12 protein-coding genes are annotated in these 17,865 nt (G+C 73.4%); 9 read left to right on the top strand and 3 right to left on the bottom strand.

Annotation, left to right across the window (positions count from 1 at the left end):
* Positions 1-76: 76 nt before the first annotated feature.
* The 5 genes from ID574_RS04660 to ID574_RS04635 all read left to right on the top strand — a co-directional run bounded on the left by ID574_RS04660 (position 77) and on the right by ID574_RS04635 (position 7,406).
* Positions 77-1,276 carry a hypothetical protein gene (locus tag ID574_RS04660; protein ID WP_188187470.1) on the top strand — a complete coding sequence of 400 codons (1,200 nt, stop codon included), beginning with the start codon at positions 77-79 and terminating at the stop codon, positions 1,274-1,276.
* Positions 1,273-2,790, top strand: a complete 1,518-nt coding sequence (locus tag ID574_RS59445) for a hypothetical protein (protein ID WP_223166370.1) — start codon at positions 1,273-1,275, stop codon at positions 2,788-2,790. The genes ID574_RS04660 and ID574_RS59445 overlap by 4 nt, the downstream gene beginning before the upstream one ends.
* Positions 2,791-2,847: 57 nt before the next feature.
* Complete coding sequence (locus ID574_RS04645; RefSeq protein WP_188187469.1) at positions 2,848-3,069, top strand: hypothetical protein; 222 nt, start codon at positions 2,848-2,850, stop codon at positions 3,067-3,069.
* Between the two features lie 36 nt (positions 3,070-3,105).
* On the top strand, positions 3,106-6,573 hold the full coding sequence (locus ID574_RS04640) for a chromosome partitioning protein ParA (protein ID WP_442939214.1): 3,468 nt from the start codon (positions 3,106-3,108) through the stop codon (positions 6,571-6,573).
* A gap of 98 nt (positions 6,574-6,671) precedes the next feature.
* A complete protein-coding gene (locus ID574_RS04635) occupies positions 6,672-7,406 on the top strand; it encodes a hemerythrin domain-containing protein (protein ID WP_188187468.1) in 735 nt (244 codons plus the stop codon).
* A 30-nt stretch (positions 7,407-7,436) separates the two neighbouring features.
* Here ID574_RS04635 and ID574_RS04630 read toward each other — a convergent pair whose 3' ends face one another.
* A complete protein-coding gene (locus ID574_RS04630) occupies positions 7,437-11,078 on the bottom strand; it encodes an ATP-binding protein (RefSeq protein WP_188187467.1) in 3,642 nt (1,213 codons plus the stop codon).
* A 123-nt stretch (positions 11,079-11,201) separates the two neighbouring features.
* Between ID574_RS04630 and ID574_RS04625 the strand changes: the two genes are divergently transcribed.
* Entirely contained in the window at positions 11,202-12,206 is a 1,005-nt protein-coding gene (locus ID574_RS04625; RefSeq protein ID WP_188187466.1) for a pyridoxamine 5'-phosphate oxidase family protein, read from the top strand.
* A 132-nt stretch (positions 12,207-12,338) separates the two neighbouring features.
* Here ID574_RS04625 and ID574_RS04620 read toward each other — a convergent pair whose 3' ends face one another.
* Entirely contained in the window at positions 12,339-13,628 is a 1,290-nt protein-coding gene (locus ID574_RS04620) for a citrate synthase (RefSeq protein ID WP_223166368.1), read from the bottom strand.
* Positions 13,629-13,681: 53 nt separating this feature from the next.
* On the opposite strand from ID574_RS04620, the gene ID574_RS04615 reads away from it, so the two are divergent.
* Positions 13,682-14,905: a LeuA family protein gene (locus ID574_RS04615; protein ID WP_188187465.1), complete on the top strand. Its 1,224-nt coding sequence runs from the start codon at positions 13,682-13,684 to the stop codon at positions 14,903-14,905.
* 206 nt (positions 14,906-15,111) lie between these two features.
* Here the strand turns inward: ID574_RS04615 and ID574_RS04610 are convergent, their stop codons facing one another.
* Positions 15,112-16,398, bottom strand: coding sequence for an MFS transporter (locus ID574_RS04610; protein WP_188187464.1), 1,287 nt, complete (start codon positions 16,396-16,398; stop codon positions 15,112-15,114).
* Positions 16,399-16,528: 130 nt separating this feature from the next.
* Here ID574_RS04610 and ID574_RS04605 point away from each other — a divergent pair, with 130 nt between their 5' ends.
* Together ID574_RS04605 and ID574_RS04600 are read left to right on the top strand one after the other, a co-directional pair.
* Positions 16,529-17,164: an HAD family hydrolase gene (locus tag ID574_RS04605; protein WP_188187463.1), complete on the top strand. Its 636-nt coding sequence runs from the start codon at positions 16,529-16,531 to the stop codon at positions 17,162-17,164.
* 41 nt (positions 17,165-17,205) lie between these two features.
* Complete coding sequence (locus ID574_RS04600) at positions 17,206-17,832, top strand: dihydrofolate reductase family protein (RefSeq protein ID WP_188187462.1); 627 nt, start codon at positions 17,206-17,208, stop codon at positions 17,830-17,832.
* Positions 17,833-17,865 lie beyond the last annotated feature (33 nt).

Genomic DNA, 17,865 nt, shown 5'->3' with positions numbered 1-17,865 from the left:
ATGGGTTCGTGGTGGAGTCGTCGTGAGTTCGTCGTGGGTTCGGAGAGTGTCGGTGCGAAGCCCTACCGTAGAGCGCGTGTCCGATCAGCCCTTGACGCTCGACGCCGTCCTCACCGACGAGGCGGTGCTGTCCACCTATCGCCGGATGTTCGCCGCTCTGGCCCGCGACAGCGGCGCCGTGGTCGACGACCCGGCCCTGGTCGACATCGCCGAGACGCTGTTCGCGGCCTTCGCGGAGGCGGGCGAGGAGTGGCTGACGCACGAGCAGATGCGCTTCGCCTGCCGGGCCTATCCGAGCGACCAGTTCGACAACCGGCTGCGGGTGCTCAAGGGGCTGGGCGCGATCCGCGAGGTGTTCCCCAAGCCCAACCAGCTGCGTTACCGGGCCTCGTTCACGAGTGTGGTCGGGCTGATGTTCATCCGGCGGATGATGGACGACGGCGGCCAGTCGGAAATGCACCGGCTGCTGGCGCTGGAAGACCTCAACGTCGCCGATCCGCGCACCACCATGGAGGAGGCCTGGCAGAGCGCGGTCAACCTGGCGCGGGCGTTCCGGCTGTGGGCGCTGGAGCTGATCACGCTCACCACGGGCACGATCGAGGAGCTGCGTGAGCAGGCCCCCAAGCTGTGGGGCACCGAGGAGATCGCCCGGCGCGCGCAGGGGTTGCACGGCACGATCCTGACCCGCTGGCCCGAGCTCGACCGGGTCTGCACCGACCTGCGAGCGGCGATCTACGCCTACAGCGACGCCTCGCGCCGCGCCGCCGGGCGGCTGGCCGACTCGGCCGGCACCACCCGCAACCTGACGCTGCTGCCGACGGAGACGTGGCGGACCTTCGCGCAGACCGCCTCCAAGGAGCGGCTGGCCGCCGTGCTCGACGGGTTCGTGTTCGACGCGCCCGCGCCGTGGCACGACCCGGCGGCCATCGCCCGTGCCGTGGACGAAGCTCCCCGCCCGGCTCCCGCCCAGCCCACTCCCCCGCGCTCCAACCTGCCCGACCCCGGGCCTTCCGACTCGCTCGACTCCTCGCCCGGCGCGGCGATCGAACGGCTGAGATCGGTGGCCGAGTCGTTGCTGGGCGAGAAGTCGCGGGTGGCGCTCGCCGACGTCCTCGGTCCCGACTGGCCCTCCGCCCGCCGCGTCCTCGCCGACCTGACGACCGTGGATCTCCGTCCCGAGCTGCCATACCGGCTGACGTGGTCCGATGAGCTCACGATCGACCCGGGGCGCGAGCCCGCATGGCTGTCACACGGTTACCTGGAGCGCGTCCCATGAGCACGACCGGCAACGCGGGAGCCACGTCGCAGGCGGCCGACGGACGCCTCCCCCATGCGCGGGCGCGGGCGGGCGGGCCGCTGTGGCTGGGGGCCGGGGTAGCCGCGCCTCCCGGGATGGTGCGCCTGACGTGGCCCGACTCCACCGGTCAGGCGCTGCCGGTGTGGCCTGACGGCGTGACGCCCTCGCTGCTGGACGAATACCAGGTGGCGCCCGTTCCCGTGGAGCGGTCGGGCGAGTCCAGGCGCGTCCTGGCCGCCGTGCTCAAGTGCTGCTGGACGGACCTGTCCGTGGACCCGTGGCCCGGGGACCCGGCGCCCGTGGAGTTGGTGCTCGACACCTACCGGGCGCTGATCGGACGCACCGACGACCTGATGCGCAACTGGGCGATCGGCGCGCTGCGCCGGCTGCACGAATCGGCGTGGATCGTCATGGACGATGGCGTGGTCGTGCTCGGCCCGCGCTGCGCCCTGTGGCCGGTGGAGTCGCATGCGCAGCTCCAGGAGCTGGTACGCCGCCTGCCCGGGCCGGAGCGACCGGAGCTCACCGTGGTCGGCGACGCCGACATCGTGGCCGCCGCCCGTCCCGCCGAGCTCCCCCCGGCCCTCGGCGTCGGAGGGCGGGCCGAGGGCGGCGTTGCGGAGTTCGAGCACCTGCTGGGGGCCTATGACGAGCGGCGGCGGGCCGAGCTGGTGGCGGCGTTCATGGCGGTGGAGTACGCCGCCGAGCCGGTCCAGGAGCTCCGCTTCGCCGCGTTGCGCGACCCGGCGCTGCGCCACACGCTGGGCGAGATGCTGGCCCTGCGCGGCCGCACGCTGATCCAGCACCGCGACCGCTGGACCTCCGGCTACGACGACGCCTGTGCCGCCGCCCTCACCGCCACCGGCCCGGCCGGCCCATCGGCGGCGACCAACCCGAGCGAAACGAGCACGCCCACCGGCACGAACCCGTCGGAGGACAGACCCGCCACGGACGCCGGGACGGACGTGGACGCCGGGACGGGCATGGACGGCGGGACGGGCATGGACGCCGGGGCGGCTCCCCTGGGACAAGCCCCGGCCCCGGCCCACGGCATGCGGGCCGCGAGCATGCGGCTCGGGGTGAGCGAGCGGGCAGTGCTGACCCTGGTGCTGGTGCACTCGGTGGCGATCCCGAGGGCCGAAGGGCTGCTCCCGGAGGACTCGTGGCTGTCACCGCACCCCACTCCCGCCGATGAGCTGCGCCGCCACACCCAGTTGCCGATCGGCGAGCTGGAGGCGGCGTTGCGGATCCTGCGGCACGCCGGGCTGCTGAGCCAGGTGAAGGCCGGCGAGGAGGCGGGCGGATACGTGCCCGGGCCGCAGTTCCACCGGCTCACCCCGGCGGCGCGGCGGCGGCTGCAGGAGGAGCTGATCCTGGCGGCCGGGCCGAACACGCCGCTCGCAGCCGCCGTACGAGCTCGAAGGTCGGCCAAGTCAAACGCTTCCCTGTCTGACGGCCGGGGCTCGCCCGCCGTGGACGGTTCGCCGTTGTAGGCGGGTGAGCCCTCTTTGACCAGCCCGAGCCATCACCCGAACAGGAGGTGCATCCAGATGGCTACGTTTCACGCAGGACATAAGGCGGGAGTGCACACCAGCCGGGTCGCGGTGCGCACCACCGGCACGTTCGACATCGCCACCGGGCGGGGTGTCGTCCAGGCGTGCACCACCGGCATGTCCGGCAGCTGCGACGCGGCGCATGGCCTGTTCCTGTCCTGCTTCGCAGGGGTCCGTTTCCTCTGGCCTGAAGGCCGGAGTGTCCACGGAGATTGCTGATGAACGAGACGAATGTAAGGGTTACGGGGGTCGTAGGTGTCGCAGGTGGAGAACGTCGTCGGGGACCGGGTGCTGATCGCCGTGCAGGCGGTCAACATCTCACGGTTGTCGACCCATCCGGTGCCCACCGTCCCCGGGACGCTCATCGTCGTGGCGGGGGCCGGGCCGAAGGACTCCAACGGCGCCGGTAAGTCGTCGTTCATCGCCTCCATCACTGCGTTGCTCGGAGACGAGCAGTGGCGCTTCGCCTCGGGCGCGAAGGCGGTGTCGGAGCTGCTGTTCAACGCGGAGCTGGCCAGTGGGGCGGGCGCCCGGCAGTGGGCGAGCGCCGACCACGGCTACATCGTGGGCGTCTTCGGCCCGCCCGGCATGGACGGCTTCCCCACCCCGTCCACGAACGTCATTCCGGCCCAGACCGTCGGCGAAGGCGACGCGGACGGCTCCGCCATCGACGCGGACGCCTCCGGTGGCCTCGGGAGCGGCATCTCCACCTCCGGAGCGGACGGCTCCGGCAGCCTCGGGAGCGGCACCTCCGCCTCCGGTAACGGCGCCTCCTCCGGGAGCGACCTGACACGTCACGCCTCCGTGCCCGCGCCGTCCGGATCGGCGAGCCGGGCGGGGCAGGCGGCCGGAGCCCCGGGGAAGGGCGGAGGTCCCTCGGTGGCCGCAGCCGCCGACGGCGGGGCGGTGGGATCCACGGCTTCCGGCGAGCTCATCCTGGAGGGCGGGGCGGGCGGCGATGGGGCGAGCGGGGAGTTGTTCGAGGTGCCGGACACCTCGGGCGGGGCGCTCACCGTGTGGCTCAGGGTCAACCAGGAGGCGCCGCACCTGGAGATCCGCTGGCGGGAGGGCGTTCACCTGGCGGCCTCCCCGTCGGAGGCCGAGCGGGTGGCGCGGGCCGACGAGATCTGGGCGTCGCTGCCGAGGTCCGCCGGCCGGCGCGACGTGGTGGCCCGCGACCTGACCAAGGTCCTGTACGGCGACCGCGTCAGGTGCGTGTCGTTCCTGTCGACCTCCGTACGCAGCAAGGTCGCCACCAACCTGCTCTCCCAGCCGCTCAACGAGATCTCCCCCGAGCGGGTCTTCGAGGCCATCGCCGCGCTCACCGGCCTCGACGCCGAGCTGGAGCAGGAGCGGGAGGCCCGCCGCGACGAGCACGCCAAGCGGGTGCGGGCGGCGCAGGCGGCCGACCGGCTGGCGGAGTTCGAGGCGGAGTCGAAGGCGTTGCTGACCACGTTCGACCGGCGCGACGAGGCGCGGGTCCGGTTGGCGGAGGCGTTGCGGTGCTGGCGCGGCAGGCAGGCGCGCAAGCTGGCCGACGCCGCGGCCAGGGACGAGGCGCTGGCCGCCGACCTCGAACGCCACCGCGCGGCCGACGAGGCGGCGGCCGAGGCGATCGCCCTGGTGAAGGCGGAGATCGCCACGCTGCGGGAGGACACGCTCGACCGGCAGGTGTCGCAGGCCCGCAAGGAGCTGGCGGCGCTGCAGGCCAGGGCCGCCAAGCTCGACGCCGACCGCGCGGTCGCGGAGAACTCCGCCGACGAGCTGCGCGGCCAGATCCCGGCGCTGGAGGAGACCCGCAGGTTCGCCGACGGGCGCGACGTGCCGGCGGCCGAGCGGGAGCTGCGCGAAGCCCGGCTGCGGCTCAACGAGGCGCTCAAGGCGCTCGGCGTGGCCGACCGGGAGGTTTCGTCGGCCCAGGCGGCGCTGGACGACGCGGAGGGCGGCCCCGCGGCGGCCCAGCTCAACGCGCTGGCGGCGGCGGGCATCGGCGCGACGGGACTGCTGGACGCGCTGGACGTGGCGGAGCAGGCACGCGATGCCGCCCACACCGGCCCGCCGCCCGGCAACGCCAAGACCCACCACGCCGAAGCCCGCGACGCAGAGGCCCGGGACGCCCAAGCCCGCGACGCCGAAAGGCGGGCGGCCGCGCTCAAGGCCCGTTACGGGAAACGTCAGGAGGGGCTCGGGGCCGGGCTGCGGCTCGCGCTGGGAGACCTTCGGGGATGGCCGAACGAGCATGCGGTGATCGTGGACGCCGCGCAGCTCGATGCCGCCGCGGCCGCCCTCGCCGGCCTGCCCGGGTCCGTGCTGGTCAGCGCGGCCGGGGTGAGCGTCGTAGGGGCGTTCGACGGGGTGGCGACCGGGCGGGAGGCCCGGATCAAGGCGGCCGAGCAGCGGCTGCACCGGGCCAAGGACGCGCAGGAGGCGGCGGCGCAGGCCGTACGCGACGAGGAAGAGGCCGTCGCGGAGGCCCAGCGGCGGCTTGAGGGCGCCACAGCCGGGGTGCGCCTGGCCGAGGTCGAGGCGCGTCTGGGCGAGCGGCGGGCCAGGCTGGGCGAGTTGAATGCGGCCATCGAGGAGCTGTCCCCCAAGGTCGCCGAGGCGGAGCGGCTGGCCGGATCGCTGGACTTCCGTGCTCGCACGCGGGACATGGAGATCGAGCGGCTGGAGGGCCGGCGACAGCGGCACGAGGCGGAGCGGACGCAGGCCCGCGACCAGCAGGCGAAGGTCACCGCGGAGCGCGAGGCGCTCCGGCTGGAGGCGCTGGCCGCCGACTGGGGCGGCACGGGCGAGACGGCCCGCGCCTGGGTGGACGCGCTGCCGGAGGAGGAGCGGCCGCGCACGGCCGACGAGTGGTGGCGGATCGCCGAGCGGCACTTCGACCAGGCATTGCGTGACACGTTCCCGGACGAGGACGCGGAGATCCCGGAGGAGCTGCGATTCCTGCTGAGCGAGCGGGGCGGGAGCACGGCGCGCGAGCAGGCGACGTTCGCGGCGGTGTGCGGGGCGCTGGCGTCCTACCTGCGGGGGCAGGAGGAGTACGAACGCCACCAGCGGCGGCAGATCGAGGCACAGCTCGTCACCCGGCAGCGCGACCTGGCGGCGGCGGCCCGGGGCGCGGAGGAGGCGGCGCAGTCGACGGCCGTGCACCGGGCGGCGCTGACGGCGGCGATCAAAGCGCGGCTGACGCGGGTGGCGGAGGAGTTCGAGAAGCTCGACACCTCCTACGGAGGCTACGGCGCGACGCTGGAGTTCCCCGTGCCGCCCGCGCCCGCCGACCCGGAGCAGCGCTGGCAGTGGCGGGTGACGCCGAAGTGGCGGCGCGGCGAGGGGCAGGGGTTCGTGCCGTACAACCGGCGGGCCAACACCGCGCTCATGGACGAGAAGGCCGTCAAACTGGTGTGCGCGGCGGCCATCGCCTCGGCCGGGGGCGGGCATCTGTGCCTGGTGCTCGACGAGCTGGGACGCAACCTGGGCAAGGAGCACCGCAGGGAGGCGGTGTCGCTGTTCAGGAGGATCGGCGAGACGTACGGGATCACGGTGATCGGGGCGCTGCAGGACGACATGGAGCCGTACGCGATCGACGCCTGCGGGCAATACATCAAGCTGCGGCGGTCGTCGGACGCGATGCCGTACAACGAGCCACCGGTGATCGTCGGGCACGACCAGCACGCGGAGCGGGTGCGGGCCCTGGCGGCGTACGTCGACAGGAGCCCGTGAGCGCGGCCTTAATTCCAGCACAACTCCCTTCGAAGTGACGCCCCGCATGGTGGTCCCGTCCAGCCCTCCAGAGGGGGCTCACGAGAAAGGGAACGGTCATGACCGCCAAGGCCACCGATCATCCTGTCGGCCAGCTGATGTTGCCCGGGCAGGCGGCCGCGCCGCCCGGGCCGGTGGACTTGATCGCGATGTACGTCATCCACCACGCGTTCCGCCGCGACCTGGCCGCCTTCAGGGCCGCGGTGCCCGCCACGCCGGTCGAGGACAGGGCGACGTGGAAGGCGCTGGCCGAGCGCTGGGAGCGGTTCTACGACATCCTGCACAAGCACCACACCGGCGAGGACGCCGGCCTGTGGCCGCTGCTGCGGGCGCGGGCGGACGCCGCGGGCGACGCGGAGGCCCGCGCCACGCTGGACGCCATGGAGGCCGAGCACGGCGAGGTCGACCCGTTGCTGGCGTCGTGCGCGGTCGGCTTCGACCGGCTGGCGTCCCTGCCGGACGCGGACGCGCGTGACGCGCTGGAGGTACGGATCGTGGCGCTGAACGAGCGGCTCGGGCAGCACCTGGCGCACGAGGAGCGCGACGCGATGGCGCTCGTGCAGCGTTATCTCACGCACGCCGACTGGGAGAGCCTGGAGGAGGAGCACTTCAAGTCCGCGTACGGCCCGCGGGAGATGCCGTTCGTGGCGTCCTGGGCGCTGTACCGGCTGCCCGAGGAGCATTTCACCCGGGTCCGCGACTCCATGGCCGGTCGGCCCTTGGAAGTGATCTGGCGGCTGTTCTGGCGCCGGCCGTTCGAGCGGCGCGAGCGTGCGGCGTTCCGCCACGTGTGAACGCCGCCGTACGCCTGCGCCGCGCGACCGTCAGAAGCCGCCCTGGTCCCGTTGATCGCGCAGCCAGCGTTCAGCCAGCGGGATCTCCCACTCCGAGCACAGCCGCAGGGCGTCGTCGGCGTGCCTCGCGGCGATCTCGCGCTCGCCCGCGGCGCAGGCGGCCAGGGCGAGGAACGCGTCCACCGGCCCGATCGCCGCCCCGAACCCCGCGCTGCAGGCCCGTCCCGCGTACGGGGAGAGCCACTGGTACGCCGCGGCGGCCAGACCCGGCAGGGCCAGCGCGAAAGCGATCTCAGCGGCCAGGCAGTGCTGGTGGAGCGAGGCCCAGTTGTCACCCGGCGGAATCGCCCCCGAGCAGGCGGCGCGGGCCTCGTCCAGCCGACCGGCGCGGACGAGCAGCCACACGACAGGCAGCTCCACCGGGAATGGACCGGACAACATGGAGCTCAGGACCGGCACGCCCTCCGCGGCGCGGCCCTGCCACACCATGGCGTGCATCGGCCCGGCGACGTTGGACACTTCGCGGTTCGGCACCCACATGCCCGCGGTGAGCTCGATCTGGTGATCCATGAGGCGCCCGCATTCGGCGAAGCGGCCCTGCATCGCCAGCCACGGAATTTCCAGCTCCCCCAGCACGACCAGCACGTACGTGACCCGCAGCCGCTCGGCGAGCTCTCTGGCGCGGCGGGCCTCCTCGCGCATCTCGGCGATACGACCCGTCTCGCCGGCGGCGATCGCCCGCAACGTCCGCGCCACCGCCTCCCACATGGGCGCTTTCAGCTGTTGCGCGGCCTCGAGGGCCTCGCCGGCGAGGCGGTGGCGTTCTTCCGCGGTCGCCGCTCGCCAGGAGGCCAGGAACGCCGTCTGGCACGCCCAGACCAGCAGCGCCGGGTCGCCGAGCCGCCGCGCCATGGCCAGTCCCTGCTCGACGAGCGCGTCCCGGTAGGCGGAGGAACCGGCTTTGTAATACAGCTCGCCCGCCAGGACCAGGACGGCCCGGCAGCGCAGCTCGCTGTCCTGCGCCGGCAGTTCCCGCAACACCTTCCGCAAGGTGGCGACGACGTTCTCGTCCACCTGCCCGTACGGGCGGATCTGCCACATGGCGCCCTCCGCCGTTCCGACGGCTGCCTCGGCGATCCGTACGATGTCGTTCATCCGCTCCGCCTCCGCCACCGCGGCGCTGAGCGCGACGTGCAGTCCCTGCTGGTCGGCCGCCCAGCGGCAGGCGTCGGCGCGGGCCATGAGCAGGTCGTAGCGGTCGAGCGGGGTGGCGGAGGCGTCGGCGCGCTGGGCGTCGAGCGCGGCCTTGAGCAGCGCGGCGGCCTCCTCGTGGGCGTACAGGCGCCGCGCCTGCTCCGCCGCGGCGGCGGCCGCGCGCCAGGCGCGGGCGGCGTGCGCCGGACCGGCGGCCAGCCAGTGCCGCGCCGTCTCCGAAAGCCGCTCCCCACCGTCCGGCCAGTGCCGCGCCGTCTCCGAAAGCCGCTCGCCGCCATCGAGGGCTCTGGCGACCGCGGCGTGTCTGCGGGCTCGCCGCGCCGCCGGCAGTCCCGCGTACATCACGTCCCGGACCAGCGCGTGCGCGAACCGGAACCGGTCCACCGTCTCCTCCTCGGCGATGACGCCGGCGGCGAGCGCGGGGTCGAGACCGTCCAGGACCCGTTCCTCGTCCAGCCCGTGCGCCGCCGCGAGCAGTGCCAGGTCGAACTGCCGCCCGATGACGGAGGCGGTTCTGAGCAGATCCCCGGTCGCGGCGGGAAGGCGCGCGATGCGGCGCGCGACGACGTCGGCGACCGCCGCCGGCAGGCCCTCCGCGATCTCGCCCGACCCCCGCCCGGCGAGCAGCCGCACCAGCTCGACCAGGAAGAACGGGTTGCCGTCCGTCCGGTCCCGCAGCAGCTCGGCCTCGCGGGGACTCGGCGTCCGGTCCGTCGCCGCCTCGACCAGCGCACGCGTCTCCGGGACCGAGAGGCCGGCGAGGTCCACCCGTACGGCATGCCGCCTGCTGAGGCTCTCCGCCACCAGCCCGAGCGCGCCGTCGTGTTCCGGGTGGGCGCGGCGCGTCGCCAGGACGAGCACCCGGCCCGTGTGGAGCGCCTCGGCGAGGTGGCGCAGCAGCCGCAGCGAGGAAGCGGAGGCCCAGTGCAGGTCCTCCAGCAGCACGAGGAGCGGATGCACGGAGGAGGCGGCGGCGAGCACCCGCGCCACCGCGTCGCACAGCCGGAACCACGCGGCGTGCGCGTCGTCCGGGGAGTGAGCAGGGGCGTCGGACGGCGGGCCGTGGCTCTTCCGCAGCGAGGCCAGGTCGGCCAGCTCGGTCAGGTCACCGCGTACGGCCTCGGGCAGTGCGGCGGCGGGAAGGCTGTCCAGGAGTGCGCGCAGCACACCGATCCAGGGCCACATGGGCGGCGCGCCCTCGTCCTCGGAACACCGCCCGAGGAGCACCGCGAATCCCTGCGTGCTCGCGCGGGCCGCCAGCTCCTGCGTCAGCCTGGTCTTGCCGATGCCCGGCTCACCGGCGACCACGGCGAACCGGGGTGTCGCCCCGAGGGTCTCGGCCAGGAGGGACTCCAGAGTGGCCAGCTCGGCGGCCCGTCCGACGAGCGGCCACTGCCGCGGATCCCCGCTGGCGACCGGAATCGGCTGCGGGACCGGGTCAAGGGCGGGTGCCGCCGCTTCCCGAGCAGCGGCCGTCTCGGGAGCACCCTGCGTCTCGGGAGCGGCCGGCGGAGCGGTCCCGCCGAGAGCAGGTGTCGCCGGCTCCGGACCGGCCGGTGGAACGGTCCCGTCCAGTGCTGGCGTCGGCGGCTCGGGAGCAGGCGGTGGAAGGGGCCGGTCCGGCTCCGGCGCCGCCGTCGGTTCGGGGGCCGGGCGCCAGATCAGCGACGGGTCCTGCCGGAGCACGGCGCTCTCCAGCGTTCGCAGCGCCGCGCCCGGGTCCAGGCCGAGCTCGTCGGCGAGGATGTGGCGCACGCGCCGCAACGCATCCAGCGCGTCCGCCTGCCGGCCGGAGCCCGCCAGAGCCAGGACGCGCAGACTCCACAGCCGCTCGCGCAGCGGGTGCTCGGCGGTGAGGGCCTCCAGCTCGGCGGCGACCATGGCGTGCTCGCCCAGCGTCAGCCGTGCCGCCGCGCGGCTCTCCAGCGCCACGAGGCGAAGCTCCTCGAGGCGCGCCCGCTCGGCCACCGCCGCCGGCGACTCTCCCAGGTCGACGTACGGGATCCCGCGCCAGGAGGCGAGGGCCTCGTCGAGCCGGCCGGCCAGCCGCACGAGTTCTGATCGCGTGAGCTCGGGCGGGGCGACGGCCGCGGACCAGCCTCCGAGGCGCCGACCGGCCGAGCCGACCGCCGCGTCGAACCGCGCCGCGTCGAGAGCCTCGTCCGCGATCCGCAACGCGTAGCCGGGCGCGACCGTCACCAGGACCTTCGAGGGGGTCCTGGCCGGACGGCCAGGCTCGAGGGCCCGCCGTACGGCGGTGAGGTATACGTGCAGGGTCTGCGGCGCGGTGGGCGGCGGATCGTCGCCCCAGAGCAGGTCGACGAGCGAGTCCACGGCGACCGGGCGCCCGCGGTGGAGGGCGAGCGCCGCCAGCACGGTCCGCTGCATGCGTCCTCCCAGATCGACCGGCTCTCCGCCGTGCGCGATCTCGGCCTGCCCGAGAACCCCTACCTGCACGGACGAAGACTACATGCGCCGTCGCGGATGACTTGCCCACTACATGTCCGAATTAATTCAGCCCTAAGCCGCGCCAAGGACATACCAGGCACGCTTCTCCCATCTCTACCGAAGGAGGAGAAAATGCGCCCGTCCACCGCGCCCTCTTCGCCCGTCCATCACGCGGACTGGCCCCAGGAACTCCTGCCCGTGTTCGAGCGCTCGATCACCACCGAGTACGCCTCACTCACGCGCAGCGGCGCCCCCATCACCTGGCCGCTCACCCCCTACTACGACGCGGGCCGGCGCACGCTCGACGTGTCCACGGGACTGACCTATCCCGTCAAGGCGGAGCGCGCGCGGCGCGATCCCAGGGTCTCGCTGCTGTTCTCCGACCCCACGGGCTCCGGCATCCCGGACGCGCCGGTGGTCCTCGTGCAGGGGCTGGCGACCGTGCGCGACGCCGATCTCCAGGCGAACACCGACCTGTACGTCCGCCGGAGTCTGGCCAAGTTCCCGCAGGTGTTCGCGAAGCAGCCGTGGTTCCTCCTGCGCCGCCAGGTCTGGTACTGGGCCCGGATCTGGATCGAGGTCACGCCCCTGCGGATGTTGTGGTGGCCGGGCGGGCGACTCGACGCCGAGCCGCGGCGCTGGGAGGCGACGGCCGTGACGGCGCCGTCGTCCGACCCGGCTCCCACCGGTCCCGGCCACGGCTCGTGGGCCACGAACCCCTCGGAATGGCGCCCGCACGCCGACCGCGCCGCCCGCCTCGGCAATCCGGTGCTCACCACGGTCGACACCGGCGGGTGGCCTCTGCCGCTGCGCTGTACCGGCGTCCGCCGGGTGGACGACGGTTTCATCGTCGAGACGGGCCCCTTGGGCGCCGCGGCGCGCGGCCGCGGCTGCCTCACCTTCCACGCGCATCCGGAGGTTTTCACCAATCAGGAGAATGTCGTGCTCGTCGGCGAGGCCACGCCGGTGGCCGGTGGCGTTCACGTGCGGGTCGAACGCGCGCTGGCCGACTTCAGCCTGCCCAGCGGCCGACTGCAGCAGATGCGCATGATGATCGGCAGCGGACGGGCACTCGCACCCCGGCTGGCCGGCGAGGCGGCGCGGCGTGGTCAGCCGGTTCCCGTGCCCCGCCGATGAGGACACTGCCGTCATCCGCTCCTCACGCCCTGCCGGCAGGACGCCTGCCGGGCGGCCGACGGGCCCGGCTGTCAGTCGCCGCGTACTGGCGGGCCCGACCAGTCAGGTGCCGCGCACTGGCGGGCCGACCAGTCAGGTGCCGCGTACCGGCGGGCCGGTGTAGGACGCGCGCAGGCGCAGCAGCGTGCCGCGCTCGTACTCCTCCATGGCGTGCGCCAGCCAGCCCGCCGTCCTGGCGACAGCGAAGATCGCCTCCCCCGCGCCGCGCACCATGCCGCCCACGGCGGCGAGGATGGCGAGGGCGAAGTCGATGTTGCGTTCCGGGAGGCGGCGCCGGCGCATCTCCCCCAGCACGGCCTTTCCCGCGGCGATCCGCTCGTGCCCCGGCGCGGCCTCCTCGAGGAGGTCGAGCAGCAGGCCGCCGCGACCGTCGCCGTTCTTGTAGATGCTGTGGCCGAAGCCGGGAATGCGCTCACCCCGCCGCACGCGTTCCGCGATCGCCCGTGGAGCCTGCCCCGGCTCGGTGACCTCGGCGAGCAGGCGTTCCGCGCCGTACGACGCGCCGCCGTGCAGCGGGCCGCCCAGCACGCCCAGGCCCGTCAGGACCACGGCGTACGGGTCGGCCTTGGCGGAGGCGGCGACCCTGGCCGCCAGGGTGGAGGCGGCCAGCTCGTGGTCGGCGAGCAGCACCAGCGCGGCCCTCAGCGCGGCCAGCAGCCCCGGCGGGGCGGGGTGCGGGCACAGACGGGACCACAGGCGCTCGGTGATCGACTCGCCCCGCGGCTCTCCGAGCTTCGGCAGGGCGTCCACCAGGCCCGCTATCATGCGGCGGCCGGTGGCGGCGACGGAGTCGGGATCGAGCTGGTAGCGCAGGGAGTCGGACGCGCCGAGCACCGTGGTGATCACCTGGAGGCGGTCGAGGGGCATGAGGTCGTCCGGCAGCCCCCGCTGCGCGTCGACGGCGACCCGCAGCGCCTCCGCCTCACACCGCCACGGCCCCGGATTCCGCAGCGCGCCCGGATCGCCATTCCGCGGCGCGCCCAGGTCACCATTCCGCGGCGCGCCCGGGTCGGCATTCCGCGGCGCGCCCGGGTCGGCGGTCCACAGCCACTCGGCGACCGCTTCGAAGTCGCTCGTCCTGGCCAGCTCCAGCGCGTCGACCCCCCGGTAGTAGGGCCGGTCGGCGCCGAGTGCGGTGACGCCGGACTCGATCACCAGCTCCGGCGGCTGGTTCCGCGGCCGTCCACGCCGGGCCAGCCGCTCGATCTCCTCCGCCGGGAACAGGCTGCGCCGCCCGTCGTCGCTGTGCCGCCGGGCCAGCACCCCTCTGCTCACGTACGCGTACAGCGTGGCCGGCTTGACCCCGAGACGCTCGGCCGCCGTGGCCGCGTCGATCCACTCCACCCCGGCAACCCTCCCCATATTGACGAAAATCAATATTGATCCATGTTGAGCAAGCATGTCAACGTGAGGGCATGCCCAAAATCCATTTCCTCGACGTGACCAACCGGGACGGCGTGCAGACCGCGCGCACCGGCCTGTCGAAGTTCGGCAAGACCATGGTCAACTTCTACTTGGCGCGGCTCGGGGTGGCGCAGTCCGAGATCGGTTTCCCGTTCCTCTTCCACGAGGTCCCGTACGTGAAGGCACAGCTCGCGCTGGCCGAGGCGGGCGCGTTCGGGGAGCTGCGGCTGTCCGGCTGGTGCCGGGGCGTGCCGCGGGACGTGGAGAAGGCGGCGCCGCTCGGGCTGAAGCACTACAACCTGTCCATCTCGACATCCGACTACATGATCCAGAACAAGTTCCGGGGCCGGCTGGACAGGGACGCGATCATCAGGGAGATGACGGCCGCGGTCCGCGTGGCCAAGGACGCGGGCGCGCTGACCGTGGGCGTGAACGCCGAGGACGGCTCGCGTACGGACGACGGGTTCCTGCTGGAGTTCGCGCTGGCGGCCAAGCAGGCGGGGGCCGACCGGGTGCGCTACTGCGACACGATCGGCGGCGACACGCCCGACCGGATCCGCGAGCGCTTCTCGAAGCTGGCCTCGGCCACCGGGATGCCGATCGAGACGCACTGCCACAACGACCTGGGCATGGCCGTGGCCAACTCGGTGTCGGGCGCGCTCGGCGACCTCGACGCCGGGCAGGACGCGTGGATCAACACGTGCGTGAACGGCATCGGCGAGCGCTCCGGCAACGCCGACCTGCTCTCCACGATCCTGGCCTTCCGGCACGGCTTCGGGCTGAACGCGGAGATCGGCGACGCGCTGGACCTGTCATGGGCGCGCAGGTTCGGGCTGTGGGCGAGTTACGCGTTCGGACAGCCGCTGCCGTACAGCCAGGTGGGGGTGGGGCGGAACGCGTTCGCGCACGAGTCCGGCATCCACGCCGACGGCGCGCTGAAGGATCACGGCAACTACGAGCTGTACGACGAGGCGACGCTGGGGCCGTTCCCCGAGGACTGGCACGCCCGCGACGGCCGGGTGGTGCTGACCGGCGAGTACGGCGGCAAGGCCGGGTTCCGGCACGTCATGAACGGGCTCGGGATCGAGGAGGTCGCGGACGAGGACCTGGCGTTCCGGCTGGTGCAGCTCTGCAACGCGATGACGGGCCGGCCCCTCACGGACGACGAGCTCCGCCTCATCGCGGCCCATCCGCGCGAGCTGTCGCTGCTCTTCCCGGGCTACGAGCCCGCCTGACGTCCGGCTCAGCCGTCGCCGTGCTCGATGAGGGTCACTGCTCCAGGTCGTCGGAGGAGGCCCGGCCCTGCGCCGGCCGGTGCGTGACATGAGAACGGCCGCGCCTGCCATGGGCATCGGCGCGGCCGTGGGCGCCACGGTTGGACATTCACCGCGGTGGCATCACCTTAACGCCACGAAGCCGCCGCGGTGGGTGAGTTTCCCGATTACAGGCCCTCGTCGCCGGTTTCCGGCAGCGCCAGCAGGCACAGCAGGCTCAGTAGCGCCATCGCCGACACGTACCCGCCAACCGCCATCACGCCGAGCCCGCCGGCCTGCATGCTGGTGGCCACGAGCGGCGGGACCGCGCCGCCGAGCACACCGCCCAGGCTGTAGGCGACCGAGGCGCCGCTGTAGCGGTATTCGGTCCTGAACAGCTCGGGCAGGTACGCCCCCATCGGCCCGAAGATCAGCCCCATCAGCCCGAGCGCGCCCGCCAGCGCCAGCCCGACCAGGACCACCGACGCCGTCTCCATCAGCGGGAACATCACCAGCCCCCACCCGATGGCCGCCGCCGTGCCGGTGATCAGGGTGCGGCGGCGCCCCAGGCGGTCGGAGACCATGGCGGAGACGACGGTGCCCGCGGCCATGAACACGACCCCGATCATGGTCAGCGCGAGCATGGTGGTCCGCGGAATCTTCAGGGTGTTGGTCCCGTACGCCAGGCAATAGGTGGTGGCGGTGTAGAACAGCGTGTACGCGACCGTCATCGCGCCGGCCCCGAGGAGCACCCGCCGCCACTGGTCCCGCATGAGCCCGGCGAACGGCACCTTGGCGATGCGCCGCTGGTCCATGGCCGCCTGGAAGACCGGCGTCTCGGAGATCTTCAGCCGCACGTACAGTCCGACCACCACGAGCAGCAGACTGGCCAGGAAGGGCAGCCGCCAGCCCCAGCCGTCGAACTGCTCGTCGCTGAGCGCCTCCCCCAGGATGAGGAAGAGCCCGTTGGCCGCGATGAACCCGACAGACGGCCCGAGCTGCGGGAACATCGCGTAGAGCCCGCGCTTGCCGGGCGGCGCGTGCTCGGTGGCCAGCAGCGCCGCGCCGCCCCACTCGCCGCCGAGCCCGATGCCCTGCGTGAACCGCAGCAGCACCAGAAGCACGGGCGCGACGACGCCGATGGCGGCGTACCCGGGGAGCAGCCCGATGGCCACCGTCGACAGCCCCATGACCAGCAGCGACACGACGAGCATGGACTTGCGGCCGATCCGGTCGCCCCAGTGCCCGAACACGGCCGACCCGAGGGGCCGCGACACGAACGCCACGGCGAACGTGGAGAACGCGGCGAGGCTGCCCGCCACCGGGTCCATGTCGGGGAAGAACGCGGTGTTGAGCACCAGCGCGGCGGCGGTGCCGTAGATGTAGAAGTCGTAGAACTCGATCGCGGTGCCGATGAGGCTGGCGGCGGCGATCCTGCTCCGGCTCGGCGCCGCGGCCTGGGGGGATGTCGTCATGCTCCGTGTCTCACCATGCGGACTAGCGTCTTGTGAAGCGGTACGCCGACGGTATCACCTGCGCAATGTCACATCTCGCCCGCCGTCCCGCTAGGTTGCAGATCGGGTGACTCGCGGAAAGGAACGGGGTTTGGCTGTCGATCTGGTCATCTTCGACTGCGACGGGGTGCTCGTGGACAGCGAGCCCATCTCCGTACGCGTGGGCGTGGCGGCGCTGCGGCGCCTGGGCTGGTCCATCGACGAGGCGGAGTACGCCGAACGGTTCGTGGGCTGCTCGACCGAGTACTGGGACGAGCACGTCGGCGAGACGCCGCCGGGCTGGCGCGAGCAGCTCATCGCCGAGTACACCGCCGCCGTCAAGGCCGAGCTGCGCACCGTCGAGGGGATCGAGGCGGCGCTCGACGGGCTCACGCTCCCGTTCTGCGTGGCCTCGAACGGCCGGCACGCCTTCATCCGGCACAGCCTCGAGCTCACGGGGCTGGCGGACCGGTTCGCGGGGCGGGTGTTCAGTGCCGAGGACGTGGCCAGGGGCAAGCCGGCGCCCGACCTGTTCCTGCACGCGGCGGCCACGATGGGCGCGGCGCCGGAGCGCTGCGTGGTCGTGGAGGACAGCCCGTTCGGGGTGATGGCGGCCGTGAGCGCGGGCATGCGCTGTCTCGCGTACGCCGGCGGCCTCACCCCGGCCGCCCGCCTGACCGGTCTGGGCGCTACCGCCCTCCTCCACGACCTGTCGACGCTCCCCGACCTGATCCGTTCCCTCGACTGATCCGCCCCTCGCCTGCGACGGCGGCGACGTACCGTGAGGACATGGCGCAACGTCCGTATGTGGTGGCGCACGTGGGCGTGTCCGTCGACGGGGCGACCACCGGGTTCGAGCCCGATGTCGCGAGGTTCTACCAACTGGCCGAGACCTGGAAGGAAGACCTCACGCTGGCGGGCGCCGACACTGTCCTCGCCCAGGAGCAGGCCCTGGCGCAGGCCGAGGGGCCGGGCCCGGACGAGGGCGGGCCGCTGCTGGCCGTCGTCGACGGCCGCGGCCGCGTCAGCCGGTGGGAGGCGCTGCGCGAGGCCGGCCACTGGTCCGACGTCGTGGCCCTGCACTGCGCGGCCACTCCCCCGCGCCCGCCGGATCGGCGGGTACGCGAGATCGTCACGGGCGCCGACCACGTCGACCTCGCCGCCGCCCTCCAGAGGCTGGGCCAGGAGGACGGGGTCAGGGTGGTGCGCGTCGACAGCGGCGGCACGCTCATCGGCGCGCTGATGACGGCCGGGCTCCTGGACGAGCTCAGCCTCCTCGTCCACCCATGCGTGGCCGGCGAGCGGGCCACCCGCTTCTGGCACGGCGCCGCACCCGCCTTCGCGCCCCTCACCCTCGTCGGCGCCCAGAGCCTTCCCGACGGACTGGCATGGCTGCGTTATTACAGAAAAACGTGAGCGTTATAAGTAATTGACTTCTCCGTGTTATGG

The organism is Nonomuraea sp. SYSU D8015 (genome assembly GCF_008065375.1).
Lineage (GTDB): Bacteria > Actinomycetota > Actinomycetes > Streptosporangiales > Streptosporangiaceae > Nonomuraea.
Note: the sequence above shows the minus strand (reverse complement) of the source record. Positions and strands in the feature narration are given on the sequence as shown.